Origin of the sequence: Aliagarivorans marinus DSM 23064 (assembly GCF_000429485.1) — a bacterium.
GTDB lineage: Bacteria > Pseudomonadota > Gammaproteobacteria > Enterobacterales > Celerinatantimonadaceae > Aliagarivorans > Aliagarivorans marinus.
On record NZ_KE386907.1, the window covers coordinates 326,546 to 343,448 of the forward strand.

Annotated in this window: 12 protein-coding genes; 3 read left to right on the forward strand and 9 right to left on the reverse strand. The window is 52.5% G+C overall.

Going from position 1 to position 16,903, the window contains the following annotated elements; genetic code table 11:
* Positions 1-25 precede the first annotated feature (25 nt).
* The 6 genes from G461_RS0115900 to G461_RS0115925 form a co-directional block, all read right to left on the reverse strand.
* Positions 26-4,858, reverse strand: a complete 4,833-nt coding sequence (locus G461_RS0115900; protein WP_026972580.1) for an NAD-glutamate dehydrogenase — start codon at positions 4,856-4,858, stop codon at positions 26-28.
* 153 nt (positions 4,859-5,011) lie between these two features.
* Positions 5,012-5,230 carry a DUF2835 domain-containing protein gene (locus G461_RS0115905; RefSeq protein WP_026972581.1) on the reverse strand — a complete coding sequence of 73 codons (219 nt, stop codon included), beginning with the start codon at positions 5,228-5,230 and terminating at the stop codon, positions 5,012-5,014.
* Between the two features lie 68 nt (positions 5,231-5,298).
* The gene (gene pepN / locus G461_RS0115910) at positions 5,299-7,908 is read right to left on the reverse strand and encodes an aminopeptidase N (protein ID WP_026972582.1); all 2,610 of its coding nucleotides are present in this window, start codon (positions 7,906-7,908) and stop codon (positions 5,299-5,301) included.
* 81 nt (positions 7,909-7,989) lie between these two features.
* Entirely contained in the window at positions 7,990-9,357 is a 1,368-nt protein-coding gene (locus G461_RS0115915) for a sodium-dependent transporter (protein WP_026972583.1), read from the reverse strand.
* Between the two features lie 156 nt (positions 9,358-9,513).
* Complete coding sequence (dacB, locus tag G461_RS0115920; RefSeq protein WP_084429301.1) at positions 9,514-10,923, reverse strand: D-alanyl-D-alanine carboxypeptidase/D-alanyl-D-alanine endopeptidase; 1,410 nt, start codon at positions 10,921-10,923, stop codon at positions 9,514-9,516.
* 86 nt (positions 10,924-11,009) lie between these two features.
* On the reverse strand, positions 11,010-12,701 hold the full coding sequence (locus tag G461_RS0115925) for a DEAD/DEAH box helicase (protein WP_026972585.1): 1,692 nt from the start codon (positions 12,699-12,701) through the stop codon (positions 11,010-11,012).
* 184 nt (positions 12,702-12,885) lie between these two features.
* Here G461_RS0115925 and G461_RS0115930 point away from each other — a divergent pair, with 184 nt between their 5' ends.
* The 3 genes from G461_RS0115930 to rrtA all read left to right on the forward strand — a co-directional run bounded on the left by G461_RS0115930 (position 12,886) and on the right by rrtA (position 14,717).
* Positions 12,886-13,494 carry a CDP-alcohol phosphatidyltransferase family protein gene (locus G461_RS0115930; protein ID WP_026972586.1) on the forward strand — a complete coding sequence of 203 codons (609 nt, stop codon included), beginning with the start codon at positions 12,886-12,888 and terminating at the stop codon, positions 13,492-13,494.
* 120 nt (positions 13,495-13,614) lie between these two features.
* Positions 13,615-14,019: an H-NS family histone-like protein gene (locus G461_RS0115935; protein ID WP_026957997.1), complete on the forward strand. Its 405-nt coding sequence runs from the start codon at positions 13,615-13,617 to the stop codon at positions 14,017-14,019.
* A gap of 125 nt (positions 14,020-14,144) precedes the next feature.
* Positions 14,145-14,717, forward strand: a complete 573-nt coding sequence (gene rrtA / locus G461_RS24450) for a rhombosortase (protein WP_051333609.1) — start codon at positions 14,145-14,147, stop codon at positions 14,715-14,717.
* Here the strand turns inward: rrtA and pyrF are convergent.
* Genes pyrF through G461_RS24455 form a run of 3 tightly spaced genes read right to left on the reverse strand, consistent with a single transcriptional unit; the run spans position 14,695 to position 16,855 of the window.
* On the reverse strand, positions 14,695-15,390 hold the full coding sequence (gene pyrF / locus G461_RS0115945; protein WP_026972587.1) for an orotidine-5'-phosphate decarboxylase: 696 nt from the start codon (positions 15,388-15,390) through the stop codon (positions 14,695-14,697). The two genes, rrtA and pyrF, sit on opposite strands and share 23 nt — an antisense overlap.
* Positions 15,391-15,392: 2 nt before the next feature.
* Positions 15,393-16,565 carry a lipopolysaccharide assembly protein LapB gene (lapB, locus tag G461_RS0115950; protein WP_026972588.1) on the reverse strand — a complete coding sequence of 391 codons (1,173 nt, stop codon included), beginning with the start codon at positions 16,563-16,565 and terminating at the stop codon, positions 15,393-15,395.
* The gene (locus G461_RS24455) at positions 16,565-16,855 is read right to left on the reverse strand and encodes a LapA family protein (protein ID WP_169720142.1); all 291 of its coding nucleotides are present in this window, start codon (positions 16,853-16,855) and stop codon (positions 16,565-16,567) included. Before G461_RS24455 ends, lapB begins: the two co-directional genes overlap by 1 nt.
* Positions 16,856-16,903 lie beyond the last annotated feature (48 nt).

Below are 16,903 nucleotides of genomic sequence, written 5' to 3' on the forward strand. Positions count from 1 at the left end.
GGGGCTTCGGGGGCGTGATTCTATACTATTTCGCGGCACAATTTAAATTAAGAAGGTTTAATTCTCTCAATAAAACTGGGAATTTAGCGAATTCATGGGTGTTACTGGTTTTAAAATCAGCAAGCATGTGGTGCCAACGCTCGGTCAATGCGCTGTGGCTGGCCAGCCAGTCCTCCAACGGCGCCTGACTTTGCTGCTGTTTTGCCCAGCGATAAGCACTTTGACTAAGCTGACGTTGCTGCCAGTCGAGATCCTCGCGGAACGAGGCACGCGCCAAGGCTTGCCAATGATTGTCCACCGCCAGCAAGTTGATCTGCTCCAGGAACCAATGCAGGCCCAGCTGGGATCCCAGATTAAAATACACCGGCGCAAGTTCACTCACATCAGCCTCTAGCTCCTCGGCGATCTCGGCAAGATCCAACACCGAATAGGCAGAGCTCATCTGCGCAAGCTCAGTGGCAATCGCCTCGGGGACTTTCTGTCTAACCAGCTGCGCGATGTGCTTGTTGATCTGCTTAACCTCGTCATCGGCCAGCACCTTGGAAAGCTGCTGCTGTATCGCCAAGTAACCGGGGCGATAACGCTCTACCTGCTGCGCGATGCTCAAGCTGCGATCACGTAGCGTGAGGAAGCGGCGTGTTGCCCGGCGTAGCATGCGGCGGATGCTGTCCATCATCTCCAGCTGCAGCTCTGCACTTACCTGGTTGTCCAGCGCCTCGATGGCGGCGAGCAAATCGCCAAGCCCGAACACCTGCTTGGCAGTGGCGTAGCTGGCGCAGATCTCCGCAGGCATCGCGCCAGTCTCCTCCATCAAGCGGCTAACAAAGTTAAAGCCCACATCGTCGACAATTTGATTGGCTAGACGGGTCGCTACAATTTCATTGCGCAGCGGGTGCTCGTGCATCTGCGCGCTGTAGCGCTTCTGTAGCTGCTCGGGGAAGGAGGCGACCAGTTGTTTGCTTAAGAACGGATCCTCTGTCACCTGCGGATCCAACAGCATCTCTTTGAGCGCCATCTTGCCATAGGCCACCAACACCGCCAGCTCAGGGCGGGTTAGCCCAACACCAGCCGCTTGTCGTTCAAACAACTCCTCGTCGCTGGGGAGATATTCCAGGCCACGATCGAGGCGACCGCTGCGCTCCAGCCAATGAAGGAAGCGCACGATCTCTTTGACCATTGCCGCGCCTGAGCGCTGGCTAATACTGATACTCTGGCTCTGCCGATAGGCATTGGTAAGCACAATATCTGCCACGGTATCGGTCATCTCTTCTAGGGTACGGTTGCGCTGCTTCTCGGTCAGATCGCCATTGCTCACCAGTGCGTTCAACAGGATCTTAATGTTTACTTCGTTGTCTGAGCAGTCTACCCCGCCAACGTTATCGGTGAAATCTGTGTTAATACGGCCACCGTTTAACGCAATCTCGATACGCCCTAGCTGGGTGATACCAAGGTTACCGCCCTCGCCCACGATCTTGGCGCCCAACTCACTGCCGTTGATCCGCACCGCATCATTGGCGCGATCGCCCACATCGATGTCGCTCTCAGTCGAGCCCTTCACATAGGTGCCAATGCCACCATTCCAGAACAGATCGACCTTGGCTTTTAGCAGCAGTTTGATCAGTTCATTGGGTGTGACGCTCTCTGCGCGGGTGCCCACCAGTTTTTGGATCTCTTTACTCAGGGTGATCGACTTGGCGCTGCGCTCAAAGATGCCACCACCAGCGGATATCAGTGACTCGTTATAATCTTTCCAGCTCGAGCGCGGCAGCGCGAACAGCCGTTTGCGCTCGGTATAGCTAGCCTTGGCATTCGGGCTTGGGTCAATGAAGATATGCATATGGTTGAATGCGGCAACCAAGCAGGTGTGCTCTGAGAGCAGCATACCGTTACCGAACACATCGCCAGCCATATCGCCCACCGCGATACAGCTAAAATCGCTGCTCTGACAATCGATGCCCATCTCACGGAAGTGGCGTTTGACCGACTCCCAGGCACCGCGCGCGGTAATGCCCATGCCTTTGTGGTCGTAGCCATTGCTACCGCCTGAGGCAAAGGCGTCGCCCATCCAGAAGTTGTACTCAGCGCTGATTTGGTTGGCGATATCCGAGAAGGTGGCGGTGCCTTTGTCAGCGGCAACCACCAAGTAAGGGTCGTCTTCATCGCGCCTAACCACCTGCTCGGGCGCGACAATCTCACCCTGTACGATGTTGTCGCTGATATCCAGCAGACCACGGATAAAGGTGCGGTAGCAGGCCTTGCCCTCCTCGAGCCATGCCTCTCTATCGCTAGGTGGCGGCAGTTGCTTACAGACAAAGCCGCCCTTGGCGCCCACGGGCACGATTACAGTGTTCTTCACCTGCTGGGCTTTCACTAAGCCCAGCACCTCGGTGCGAAAGTCCTCGCGACGATCTGACCAACGCAGGCCGCCCCGGGCAACCTTGCCACCGCGCAGGTGCACACCTTCAACCCGTGGGGAATAAACAAAGATCTCAAACGCCGGCAGCGGCTTTGGCATATCGCTAATCGCTTTGGGCTGGATCTTCATCGAGATATACTCTTTGATCTCGCCGTGGCCATTGCGCTGGTAGAAGTTGGTTCTGAGGGTCGCCTTAATCATCTCCATAAAGCGGCGGATAATCCGGTCGTCATCGAGGTTGCTCACCCCGTCTAGCTGCTCGTTAAGCGAGGCCTCCAGTTTCTTTTCAATCGCTGGCGAGCGCTTGAGTCCGGGATCAAAGCGACGGCGGAACAGATCGAGCAGCGACGCCGAAATGCTTGGGTACTTGATAAACGCCTGCTCAATATAACGTTGGCTAAAGGTGCTGCCTATTTGGCGCATGTACTTGGCGTAAGTTCTCAGCAGCGCCACATCGCGCCCGCTAGCATCGGCGGCCAACACCAGATGGTTAAAGCCATCGTCTTCCAACGAGCCGGCCCAGATCTCTGCCAAGGCCTGCTGAAAGCGCTCACGGCTTTGCTCGATATCCAGCCGCCCTTCCCCGGTGTAGAGCATGGAGAAGTCCAACACCCAGTAGTTGCTGCCATCGGCGGTTTTAATCGGATACGGCGCTTCACCAATTACCCGCAGGCCCATGTTCTCTAGCATTGGTAAAATGTCACTGAGATGCAGCGGCTCGTTAAGGTGAAACAGTTTAAGGCGCACATGATTGCTGTCTTCCGGCTCCTCTTGCGGGCGATAGAACAGCATCCCCAGTTCGGTTTCACTGCCAAGCGCTTCAAGCTGGCAGATATCTGCCACCGCAGAGCCTGGCAGGATGTTCTCTTTGTACGAGCGCGGGAAGGCATACTGAAAACGGCTACCCAGCGCATTGGCGCGCTCCTCCCCAAAACTGGCGACCAGAGAGTTCAGCAGCCGGTCTTCCCAGGTGCGAGCGGCCTCCATCAGGTTTTGATTGAGCTCGTTCAAGTCATACTCCTGGTGTTGGTTGTCGACGCGGACAAGGTAGTGGGTGCGCGCCAGCATGCTCTCGGTGAAATAGGTGGCGAACTCCACTTCGTCGTTGGAGCGAAAATGTTCTTTTAAAACGGCTTGGCACTGTTGCCGCAGAGCGGTGTTGTAGCGATCCCGGCTCATGTAAATCAGGCAAGAGTAGAAACGCCCGTAGATATCGCGCCGTACAAACAGCTTGATCAAATCGCGCTCTTGGATCTGCTCCACGCCGATGCCGGTAGTAAGCAGCTCTTCCTCTGAGGCTTGAATAAGCTCATCCCGCGGGAAGGTCTCCATGATGTTGAGCAGGCTTTTGTAGGCATGGGAGCCACGCGGCAGCTCAGAGTTAACCATCAAACGCTCAACCTTTTGGTTGATTAAGGGCACCTCCATCACGCTGCGGTTGTATAGCGACGAGGCATACAGGCCAATGAAGCGGTGCTCGCCTACTACCTTGCCTTTGCCATCGAATATCTTGATGCCCACATGGTCGATGTAGGCGGGACGATGCACCCGCGACTTATGATTGCTCTTGTTGAGCAGCAGCGGCGTAGTGTTGGTGGCGAGATCGCGCGCTGCCGAAGTGTAACTCGATAGCGACACGCTATGGCTCTTGTAGATACTACGGTAAAGCCCAAGGCTGCTCTCGTCGTTAGGCACTAAGTTCAAGTCGCCCTTGCTTTGCTTAAGCTCGTAGCGACGATAGCCCATCAAGGTAAAGTTGTTGTCAGCCAGCCAATCGAGAAAGGCCACCGCCTGCGCCAGTTGATGGGTATCGGCTTTGCCCTTGGTTTTGGCCAGCTCATCAGAAACCTGCTTGAGTAGGCTGAGCATCCCCTGCCAATCGTTCACCACCACCGCGACTTCATCGAGCACCTTGGCCAGTTCCATACTCAACGCTCGTAGCTGGGCGACATCGCTTTGCCGGTCGATCTCAATCATAAACACCGTCTGGTTGCCAAGCTCTTGATGCTCAACATCGTGCACCGCGCTGATATGTTGCTTGTCGTCGCGGTCGAGGCGCATTGGTTGGTGCAGCATTACGTGAGTTGCAATACCGCTGCGACTGAGTGCCATACGGATCGAATCCACCAAGAACGGCGAATCCGGCACAATGATTTCGATGATGGTATGGGTCGATTGCCAGCCATGCTTTGCCAGCTCCGGGTTATACACCTTGATATGCCGCTCGCAGGTTTGGGTACGATTGAGCGCCTTCCATAAGCCCACTCCCATGCCGTATAGATCGCTATGGTTGCGTTGGGTGAGATCTTCAAGGCTCAAACCAGAGAACAGGCGGCTGAGAAAATTCTCCACCAACGGGGCCGAAGCCGCTGGCATTTTGTCAGCAATGGTTTGATAGACGTTTTGCAATAGAACAGAGCGGGAATGCTGTGAGCGGGTCATTCAACCCTCCTTGTCAAAGCGAAAGACAGTGTGGTCTAACGTTGGTTAAGTCACTGCTTAGATTGTAGAAACAATTGCTTAGCTTGGAGGTGATGAGAGCGAGGTTTTTCCCGGCCCTGATACTAAAGTGTGAAGTATATTTGAATCAGGGGCTTAGCGGCGTTTCAAGGAGACAAACTTATTGTTGTCATCAACCGTTAAGGTGAACGAACCGACAATGCCAGTGGGGGCCAAAAATGGCAAAAAACGCAGCGCCGGGATCTGAATACGTTTACCGTAAATATCGGTGACCAACACATTACTGGCAGCACCGGTATAGACCGCTTCAAAATCCTGATACGAGATGCGCATAGAGAAATGAAATTGCTTCATGGAATAATCCAGGGGAGCAATGCTCCCCTTATTTGCTACTTACTATTCGCTAAGCGTAAACGCCGCGCCTACTCCTGCAACTGAGCCAGTGCCTTATCGACTTTCTCGAACAGGTCTTTGCTCAGATCGGGCAGCGCCAGCAGCTTCTTCAGCTGCTTGATAATCAGCGTCTTACGGGCCGAATCAAGCTTCTTGGTTTGAATTAGCGGAGTAATCAAGCGCGCTGCGACCTGCGGATTACTGCTATTCAAACGGGTCAAGATCTCGCCAAGAAACGCATAGCCCGAACCATCTTTCGCGTGGAAGTGCCGCGGGTTGGCCGCACAGAATGCGCCTACCAGCGAGCGCAAGCGATTGGGGTTATCGAAGCTGAAGCTTGGGTGGCTCATCAGCTCGCGTACCCGCAGCAACACATCGTCACGGTGCTGACAGGCTTGCAGGCTAAACCACTTATCCATCACCAGCCCATCGTGCTGCCACTGCTGCTCGTAATCGCCAAACATGGCATCGCGCTCGGCTATCTTCGCCCGGTTCGCCGCGCCCAGCGCCGCCAGTTTATCGGTCATTAGATGGCTGTTTTGGTAGACATCGACAATCAGGCCCGGCTTGCTAAAGCCCAGATAGACCAGACACACGCCACGCAGCGCGCGCCAGCCCATATCGGCATGATTGAGGCTTTGTTGGTCGTGTTTTTGGCACTCTAGCTCGAGCTGCTCAAACTGGGCATCCAGCGACTCAGCCAGGCTCTCGAACAAGAAGTCGCGCGCGGTGGCAATCGCATCAATATCTACTTCATCGAAGCTATCGGCCAGCTCCGATTCACTCGGTAGCGTGAGCAGCTCCGCTTTAAAGGCGGCGTCCATCGATTGCTGCAGGATACTCTCAACCAAGCTGATAAGCTCAGCGGGAATACGTAGCTGCTCACCGGCTTGCAATACGCCTACCGCTTCTTGCATCCACATTACCACGATGCTCTGCATGGCATCCCAACGGGCGAAGCTGTTGTGGGCGTGCTCCACAATATGCATCAACTCGGCAAAGCTGTAGTTGCTCTCCAAACGCACTGGTGCGGAGAAATCTTGCAGCGCGACGACCACCGGCTTGCTGCCAACGTTGTCGAACTCCCAGCTTTGGCGCTCTTCGGTGAGATGCAGCACCGGCGATACCTCGGCACCATCCACCGATAGCGGAATGCTCTCGCCATCGGCGCTCAGCAGCTCAATAGAAACGGGAATATGTAGCGGCAGTTTATCTTGTTGATCGGCGGTGACCGGTGTGCGCTGACTCAGCTCGAGGGTGTAGCGCTTATTGGCCAAATCGTAGTGACCCGACAGGCTCACCACCGGGGTACCGCTTTGGCTGTACCAGCGTTTAAACAGTGTGAGGTCGACCCCGCTGGCATCTTGCATCGCAGCGACGAAATCATCACAGGTCACCGCCTGGCCATCGTGGCGCTTCACATACAGCTGCATGCCCTTTTGGAAGGCCTGCTCGCCAAGTAAGGTGTGCAGCATGCGGATTACTTCTGAGCCCTTCTCATACACCGTCAGGGTGTAGAAGTTATTCATCTCGATGACTTTGTCAGGTCGGATCGGGTGCGCCATTGGCCCCGCGTCTTCGGCAAATTGGTGGCCACGCAAGATCCGCACGTTCTTGATGCGGTTAACCGCGCGTGAGCCGAGATCAGAGCTGAACTCTTGATCGCGAAATACCGTTAAGCCCTCTTTGAGCGACAGCTGGAACCAATCGCGGCAGGTAATACGGTTGCCAGTCCAGTTATGGAAGTACTCGTGGCCGATTACTGCCTCAATGCCCAAGAAGTCGCTATCGGTCGCAGTGGCTTTATTGGCCAGCACATACTTAGAGTTAAAGACATTAAGCCCTTTGTTCTCCATGGCGCCCATGTTGAAGAAGTCCACCGCAACGATCATGTAGATATCGAGGTCGTACTCCAGACCAAAGCGCTGTTCGTCCCAGGCCATAGCATTTTTAAGCGACAGCATGGCGTGATCGGCGCGATCCAGGTTGCCCCGGTCAACGAACAGTTGCAGTGCCACCTCTCGGCCAGAGCGGGTGGTAAAGCTGTCTTCCATCAAGTCGAAATCGCCTGCAACCAGCGCAAACAAATAGCTCGGTTTCGGGAACGGGTCTTCCCAGCGTACCCAGTGATAGCCGTTCTCCCCTTCCCCGCTGTCTACCTTGTTGCCGTTGGACAGCAGGAACGGAAAGTTCGCTTTGGGTGCGTGCACGGTGGTGGTGTACTTGGCCAGCACATCAGGGCGGTCCAAGAAGTAGGTAATCCGGCGGAAGCCCTCGGCTTCACATTGGGTGCAGTAGGCATCGCCAGAGAGATACAGCCCTTCTAACGCTTTGTTCTCAGCTGGGGCAATCTCAGTAACAATCTCAAGTTCAAACTGCTCGGGCACCGATTTCAGCTCTAGCTGCCCTTGGGCGTTGTGTTCAAACTCGCTGTAATCCTGGCCATCAATTTTCAGGCTTAGCAATTGAAGCTGTTCGCCATCGAGGCACAGAGGACCGTCAGCGATACGACGAACCAAGGAACGTGCTGTAACCCGGGTCGAAGCAGGGTCGAGGTAGAAGTCCAGAGCGACGCTATCGATGGTAAACGCGGGGCCCTGATAATCAGCACGAAATTTGGCTTTTGGCTGCATGATCATTCCTTTAGAAACACTTAGGCGCTCACTATAGCAAAAAAAGCCTGCGCAAAAACGCAGGCTTTTATCGAAATACAGCTTGGTTTAGCGGAAGGCGTTAAAAAACACTACGCTAATTGCAACTGGCGCTACGTACTTCAAACAACCGAAGAAGTAATTCCAATTGTTCTTGCTCATCGCCATGCTCTTCTCTAAGAGATCTTCACACATTACCCAGCCAACAAATACCGCTACAAGCAAGCCGCCCAGTGGCAACATCACCGCTTCGGTAAGCTTGTCGATAACGCCAAAGAAGTTAGTCTCCCAACCCATTAGGGTAATGCTCACCCACTCTTGCTCGGTGAACGAGGCAACGGTTAGCAGACTCATTACCCAAATTACGGTACCGGCAGTCCAGCTCGCTTTAGCACGCTCAAAGCCACGACGCTCTACCAGATACGCCGCCGCAGATTCCATCAGCGCCATCGCCGAGGTGAATGCAGCCACTACAATCATGGCGAAGAACAGGGTTGATACCAGGCTACCCAGCGGCATGGTTCCGAAGGCGATTGGCAGTGATACGAACAGCAGACCCGGACCGGCGCCAGGCTCAATGCCATTGGCGAATACGATTGGGTAGATGGCCAAGCCAGCCATCAGCGCCACCAAGGTGTCCATTGCTGCAATTGCAAACGAGGTCTTGGTGATGGAGGTGCCTTCTGGCAGGTAGGCGCCGTACATGATCATGATCCCTGAAGACAGGCTCAGCGTGAAGAACGCGTGACCCAAAGCAATCAGCACGCCTTGTACCGTGAGCTTGGAGAAATCAGGGTAGAACATAAAGCGGGCAGCTTCACCGAAAGCACCGGTGGCCGCTGCGTAGACCATCACGATGGCCAACAGGATGAACAGTGCAGGCATTAGCATGGAGATACTCTTCTCCAAACCTTTATTAACGCCCTTAGCCAGAATACCGGCAGTACCGAAGGTCACAATACTTGACCACAGGATCAGCTGCCAAGGGTCAGCTAGCAGTGCACCGAACAACGCGCCTACAGCATCGGCGTCGCCAGCGGCAGCGGCAATTTCACCAGTAACCGACTTACCGACATAGGCTACCGCCCAACCGGCGATCACTACGTAGAAGCTGAGGATTAAGAAGCCTGCTAGTACGCCCATACCGCCAATCATGCCCCAGTGGCGTGAGCGACCGTGCGCCTCGGCAACTTTTGCCATGGCGTTGGCGGGCGTAGAGCGGCCCTGTTTACCGATGTACACTTCGGCCATCATCACTGGCACGCCAATCAGCGCGATACAAATCAGATAAACCAGAACGAAGGCGCCACCACCGTGCTCGCCCATGATGTAAGGGAAACGCCAGATGTTTCCCAAGCCTACTGCGGCACCTGTCGCCGCTAAGATGTAAGCAAAGTTACTCGACCAGCGGCCGCTTACAGATGTGTTGTTACTCATTATTTTCTCTTATGTTGTGTTTACAGATTTATCCCTAACTGCAAAGAAAATAATAAGTGATATACGCTACCCGATCCTCAAACCGCAGTGTTAATTGCTACTTTTTGAGCAACAACCCTGAATTTTTAGTCGAAAGATAAGCAAATTAGCGTTTATTTAATCTAGATTTGATTTATTTGATGAGGCGGCCAGCTCGCTATTGTATGACAATTGTTTTTCAAGCCAGCGCCGCTCTTGTTGTAAGATCGGATGAACCACCCGACGGGCGCGCACATCGTCACGCAACTCACGACTGAGCGCCACACCATTAGAAAGGTGGGCAAAGGGCAGCATGTGATCGCCCACTTTGATAAAGCCGGCCAGATTAATTACCCCATCCACATAGCCACTTTTGGCGTAGATCGCCGATTTAAGCGGCTCATAGCGCACACTACGGCGATACTTCAATGTGCCGGATTCTCCGGATACAGGCAGCAGCGCAATCAAGGGCTGTAGCTCAGAGTCGTGTTGCCACGTCTGCAGTAGCGCCACTAAGAAATCAGCACTGACCAAGTTCTCGCGCGACAGACCTGAGCCATCGCGTATCACCAAACGCTCCGTCGGAAGGCCTAGCTCCGCAAGGGAGGTTTTCATCACATCGGCCGCCGCTGTATAAGTACTCGTCCTGCCTTGCTGATTAGCGAGCTGACGGAACAAGGCATCGGCATATAGATTGTTTGAATCCTGCAGTACCTCTTCTAGTAACACCGGCAGGGGCTCTGAATGATGCGTCACTGTATGGGTAAGCACTGGCAGCGAGTCGACAAACTCCACACTGCCCACACTCATGCCTAAGGCGCGCAGCTGGCGCTGCAGCTTGGTGACAAAGTATGCCCGTTCATCGTTTATCGAAAAGCGCAATGGCAAGACACCTTTATCAACATTTCGACAGCCGCTGAGGCGATAGCGGTTATCGGGCTCGATATGCAAGTTGACCTCGCAATCACGCTGCTCACTGGCAACAGTCATCACTTCGCCCACCAAGTTCACCACACCAGCGTCACCGCTTTTAAGTCGGGCCGGTTGGCCAACCGCTGCCGGTGTCACGCTGCCATCAATACAGTTTCCATCGATGGTCAGGCTCGATACCGGTGAGGCGAAGCACATACCCATATCGTTCCAAAGCTGACCTCTGGCACGGGTGTGGCCTTGGTAGCGCCCTGTTTCAATCAAAAAACGCTTGATTTGCTTACCCGAGCTGTCCCTGTATTGGCGAAGCAGACTGCCTAGCGCTTCTGAGCTGAAGCTGGGATCACCAGACATATGCAAATGCACTTGCTGGTTTTGATAGCTCAGCTGGGTAGTAAAACGAAAGTCACTGCCAAGCACTTTGGTGGCAGCGGTAGCAGTTAACAGCTTGAGGGTACTGGCTGGCGTCATCAATAACTGACTGTGTTGACTGCCAGAAGGTCCGATGTAGGCAATCAGTGCCTGCTCAACGACTGGTTCAGGGACTGGCTCAGCGGCGAACACTGGAGAGAGAATAAATAAAGAGAGTAATAGCCGAGCGCGATTAATAAGGGCCATCAGAGTCTGGGGCTAGGAATGAGTTAATCGCAGTATAAAAAAAGGTGGATCAAGATCCACCTTTTTTCTCTGAGACTTAGCGCTTGTTACGGCTTGTACTTCTCAATGCGCATTGGGCGCGAACGTACATAGCTGCGGCGTAGGTGCTTGAATACACCTTCTGGCATGCCGGTAGGCAGCTCTACGGTTGAGTGCTCATCAAACAGCTGGATATGGCCGATGTATTCACTGCTGATATCCGCTTCGTTGGCGATGGCACCCACAATATGTTTGATTTGAACACCATGTGAACGGCCTGCATCGATGCGGTAGGTTTCCATATCCATATCAGAGCGACGACGGCTGCGGCGTTCACCGCGTTCGCCGCCGCGCTCGCTGCGCTCGCGGCGTGGTGCACGCTCATCACGGCGGCCACGACCTTCACGCGGCTCGCGCTTGTCGCGACGCTGTGGGTCTGGTGGTAGCTTGAACGGACGACCGCTTTGCGCCTTCATCAGTAGCAGGGTCGCCAGCTCAATCTCTGAGATGTTCAGGCTAGCTGCCAAGTTAGTGGCAATTTCCTGATAGTCAGACAGATCTTGCTGTTGCTCAGCAATACTCGCCAGTTTCGCTTCAAACGCCTTGATGCGGTGGGTTTCAATCTCTTCGCGTGAAGGCAGCTGCATCTCTTCAATGCGATGACGGGTGGTACGCTCGATGTTGCGCAACAGGCGCTGCTCGCGACCGCCGACAAACAAGATCGCTTTACCCGAACGACCCGCACGGCCGGTACGGCCAATTCGGTGTACATAGGCTTCTGCATCGAATGGGATGTCGTAGTTCACCACCAAGGTAATGCGCTCTACGTCCAGACCACGGGCAGCTACATCGGTCGCTACCACCACATCGATCTGACCGCTTTTTAGGCGCTCTACGGTGCGCTCACGCAAATGCTGGTTCATATCACCATTTAGCGCTGCCGAACGGAATCCACGAGCCTCAAGCTTTTCAGCCAGCTCAGCGGTACCACTTTTGGTGCGAGAGAAGATGATGCTAGCGCCTTCGGTTTGTACTTCCAGGATGCGCGCCAGTGCTTCGAACTTATTCAGACCACCCACACGCCAGTAGCGCTGTTCAATATTGCTCACGGTTTGGGTCTTGGCGGCAATCTTAACTTCTACCGGATCGCTCATGTAGCTGCTGGTCAGCTTACGGATGGCTGGCGGCATGGTGGCAGAGAACAGTGCAGTCTGACGATCTTCAGGGGTATCACGCATAATGCGTTCAACGTCGTCGATAAAACCCATGCGTAGCATTTCATCGGCTTCATCAAGTACCAGCGCTTTCAAGTTGTTTAGCTTAAGCTTGCCACGATCCAAGTGATCAATCAGACGCCCCGGTGTACCCACGATAACCTGAGGGCCCTTACGCAAGGCGCGCAGCTGAGAACCGTAGTCAGAACCACCGTACAGCGCTAGGACCTTAAGGCCTTTTAGGTACTGACTAAAGCTCTCGATGGCTTCACACACCTGATTAGCCAGTTCACGGGTAGGCGCTAATACAAGTAGTTGCACATCGTTGCTTTGACAGTCAATATTTGCCAGCAGCGGCAAGGCAAAGGCTGCGGTTTTACCGGTACCAGTCTGTGCCAGTCCGAGTACGTCGTTGCCTTCCAACAATAAAGGGATGGTTTTTTCCTGAATGGGAGATGGCGTCTCAAATCCGATTTCAGATATCGCCTTTAGAATGGAGTGCGGCAAAGCAAATTGCTCAAACGTCACACGGCTGGTTTCAGACATTTTTTACCCGTTTTTGAAAAAAAGAGGCGAACTATACGCGTTTGATCACAAAAAGTCTCTTACTATTTGTGATTTCTGTCTCAAAACACTTTCCTGTGAGAAAGCGGGTGCACAGCCACCTTCCCCATAATGAAGTGTGTTATGTTGCGTACTAATAACGCAGCTTAGTTTACAGGGAACAAACGTGCTAGATAGTTACGCCATCAAGGTTATTAAAACTCCACTCAATAACGCCGCAGCGCTTCTACAAAAATCATCGGTTACTCCCAATCAATTAACCTTAAGTGGCTTTTTAATCGGACTGACGGTTGTCCCGTTACTCGCCATGCAGCTATATATAGCGGCGCTGTTTGTTATCCTTATTAACAGAATTGTAGATGGTTTAGATGGTGCGCTCGCACGGCGAATCGGCGTGACTGATTATGGTGGCTACCTGGACATTGTCTGCGACTTTATTTTTTACTCAGCGGTAGTGGTGGGATTTGCACTCGCCCAGCCCGAGACCAACGCCCTAGCCGCAAGTGTGCTTATCTGGAGCTTTATGGGAACCGGCTCCAGCTTTCTTGCATTTGCCATCCTCGCCGCCAAAAAAGATATAAAGAGTGTGCGCTATCCACATAAGTCTCTTTACTACCTAGGGGGTCTAACTGAAGGCTTGGAAACCATCGCATTTTTTGTGCTTTGTTGCCTGTTCCCGGATAAATTCCCTGTTTTTGCATGGGTATTTTCAGCGATGTGTGCATTCACTACTCTAACAAGAATATTGTCAGCGCATTCTACTTTTAAAGAATAACGATCTAAATTTATTTAAAATGAACTTCTCGTGTAGTTTGACATCTAGATATAGAGGTTTAGAATTAACTTTGTTTTCGAGATTAATGTTCTCATAACTATAAGGACAAAAAGGTAAATCATGAGTGACTTTTTAAAAGTTTTTACAAACGCACGTAGTTTAAAAGCCGCAACTAAAGATCTGAGCATTGAAGAGCTTGAAGCAAGCTTTGCCAAGCTAGAGGCTATCTTGGACGAGCGCCGCGCCGCTGAAGCTGAGAAAGAAGAAGCCGAGCGTGAGCACCGTGAAAAGCTTGAGAAGTACAAAGAGATGCTAGAGAGCGATGGTATTGACCCTAACGAGCTAATGGCAATGCTTGAAACCGCTAAAACTGGTACTCGCAAAAAGCGCGAGCCACTACCCGCTAAATATCGCTACACTGACAATGGCGTAGAAAAAACCTGGACCGGCCAAGGTCGTACCCCATCAGTGATTAAATCAGCCGTCGACGCTGGCGAGAAGAAACTAGAAGACTTCTTGATTTAAGCGCTTGCGAAAAAGCCCCTGTCTTGAAGGGGCTTTTTTATGCGCGTCACAAATTAGTGACATGAATCATAGTATCTCGACTTCCCCACTGAATGATTCCCTAATCCAGATGGGCATCCAGCCTTATGTTTAGCCGCTATATCTATCTTCTCGCTATTATTTCTCTTACCCTGGCATTGCTGCCTTTTGCCCAAGAACTAAGTTGGGATCGCAATGCTATCCATGCAGGTGAGTATTGGCGTTTGATTTCTGGTCATCTCGTGCATACCAACCTAAACCACTGGTTGATGAACATGATTACCTTCGTGCTAGTGTTCTCAGTGTTTTATATACGCAACCAGCATCCTTTGCATTGGCCGGGCGTAACAGTTGTACTGATCTTAATCGGTGGGACTGCACTATTATTTTCAAGCTATCGTAACTATGTGGGCTTTTCTGGCGTGATACACGGGTTAATCGCCTATTGGGGTCTAAACGATTTAAGGCTTAAGCGTTACCTGACTGGAAGCTTGATCGTAGCGGGGCTGTCGAGCAAATTAATCGCTGAACAATTATTTGGTGGTTCGGAACAAATTACGCGTCTGATTGCCGCTCCTGTTGCAATCGACGCGCATCTTATATTCGCCATAACAGGCGCAGTGTTATTCTTGGTGCAATGGCTTATTCAAGCTAATGCTAACCAGCAAGACTTTGATTGATTTGCGCCAATACCTCAGCAGGGTTTGCAGCTTGAGTAATCGGACGACCAATAACCAGATAATCAGAGCCTGCTTCAACAGCGGTGACCGGCGTCATCACGCGGCGTTGATCGCCCTTATCCGAGCCTTCTGGACGAATACCTGGCGTCACTAGCTTAAACACTGCACCTAGCTCATTTTTGAGCATTGAGGCTTCCTGGGCTGAACACACCACTCCATCCAAGCCACAGTCAGCGGTTAGCGCAGCCAGTCGGCGAACTTGCTGCTCAGGCGCGACATTCAAGCCGATGCCCTCAAGATCTTGTTGTTCCATGCTGGTAAGCACAGTGACCGCAATCAGCTTCGGCGCCTTATCATAAGCCTTTAGGGCTTCAGCAGCAGCTTTCATCATCCGCTCGCCACCTGATGCGTGAACGTTGACCATCCATACGCCCAACTCAGCCGCAGCGGCCACAGCTTTTGCTACGGTGTTAGGGATATCGTGAAACTTAAGATCCAAGAATACTTCGAAGCCTTTGGCGTGTAGCTGTTTAACCAACTCTGGGCCGAACAAAGTGAACATCTCTTTGCCCACTTTTAGTCGACAAGAGCCAGGCTCTAGTTGATCGACAAAACTCAGGCAGGGCTCTATCGCAGCATAATCGAGTGCCACAATAACTTTTGGATCTTGCATGGTTATTCTCCGTCTAATCCGCGGATTGGTTTTACACTGCCCCAAGACTTACAGGAAGGACAGTGCCAATAAATAGCATGGCTTGAGAAGCCACAATGCTGACAACGAAATTGAGCGCGTTCTCGAAGTTGTTGGTTAACCAAGTCACTCAGGGCTTGCAAGCTCTGCTTAGCCTGGCGCGATTTAAGTAACTCGCTGTGATACTGCATCAGGCGATGGAAGCCGCGCATGGTCGGATGGCGTTTGATTTGCTGATCAACGAACGCTAACGCGGCCTCGATACCCTCTTGCTGTTGTATCTCGCTGGCTAAGGCCAGCATAACAGTGGCGCCGGCATCCAGTTTGCTGCAGCAGTACTCCAAAAACTCACGGTAGTGTGACTGCTGCCCCAGGCGCTCGCAAATCGCCTGGTAGAGCGGGACAACTTCAAGCAACATCTCAGGATCTTGCTCCGGGACGCGATTTAACACTTTTAGCGCTTGTTTGTCATCTTTTTCTTCCACTAATAGCTGCGCTAAATGCAAGCTGGCACGGGTACAGTCAATATCAACCGACAGTGCCTTCTTTAGATGTTTCTTGGCCTGAGGCAAGTCCCCTGCCCGCTCCGCCTCTAGCGCCAGCTCGCAGTAAAAGTGCGCAACATCGTTGGTAATCTCAGGCTTGTCTTTAGCACTGATCTTACGCGCCACATCAATGGCCATCCGCCAATCTCGCGTTTGCTGGTAGATGTTGAGTAGCTCAGATAAGGCGGTGGCGCGCTGCTCGGGCTCTTCTAAGAGCATGCGGAAGATCTTCTCAGCGCGGTCAAACAAGCCTGCGGCTAGATAGTCTCGAGCAAGCTGGAGCTGAGCTAGGTTGCGCTGCTCAATGGAGATATTTTGCCGGGAAATGAGGTTTTGGTGGATGCGAATAGCTTTATCGACCTCGCCGCGTTGGCGAAAAAGATTGCCCAGCGCTAGATGGGTGTCGATGGCCTCGTCGTCAACTTGCAGTAACTCGATAAAACGATCGAGCGCCTCTTCAGATTGATTTGAGAGAAGGAGGTCGAGGCCTTCGACATATTGCTTGGAGACTTGGGTGGCTTGATGCTGTTGTCCACGACGAACGCTGCGCTGCCCCATATACCAACCATAAGCCACCGCAACCGGTAAAAGCAGGAACAGCAGACCGAGCATTAGTGGCCCTTGGCTGCGCTACTTTCCAACTTAGCAATATGTTTTTGCTGCTTGGCAAGCTTACGCTTGAGGCCAAGCTGTTGAACTCGGAACTTGGTATAAAATGCGAACATAAAACCCATACACGCCAGAAAGCCGGCGATAAACAAGCCAGCCATCAGCCAAGATAGGCGTAATTCTGATTCGGCGATTAGATAGTTTACTCGTACAACAGCATCATTTTGTGCGCCAATGGCCAGCGCTAATACAAACAATACAACGAGCAGAAAAAGTGAAACTATTGCTCTCACACTGACTCCGTCGCTAAAAATAAGCCATGGAAATTATGCAGCATGACG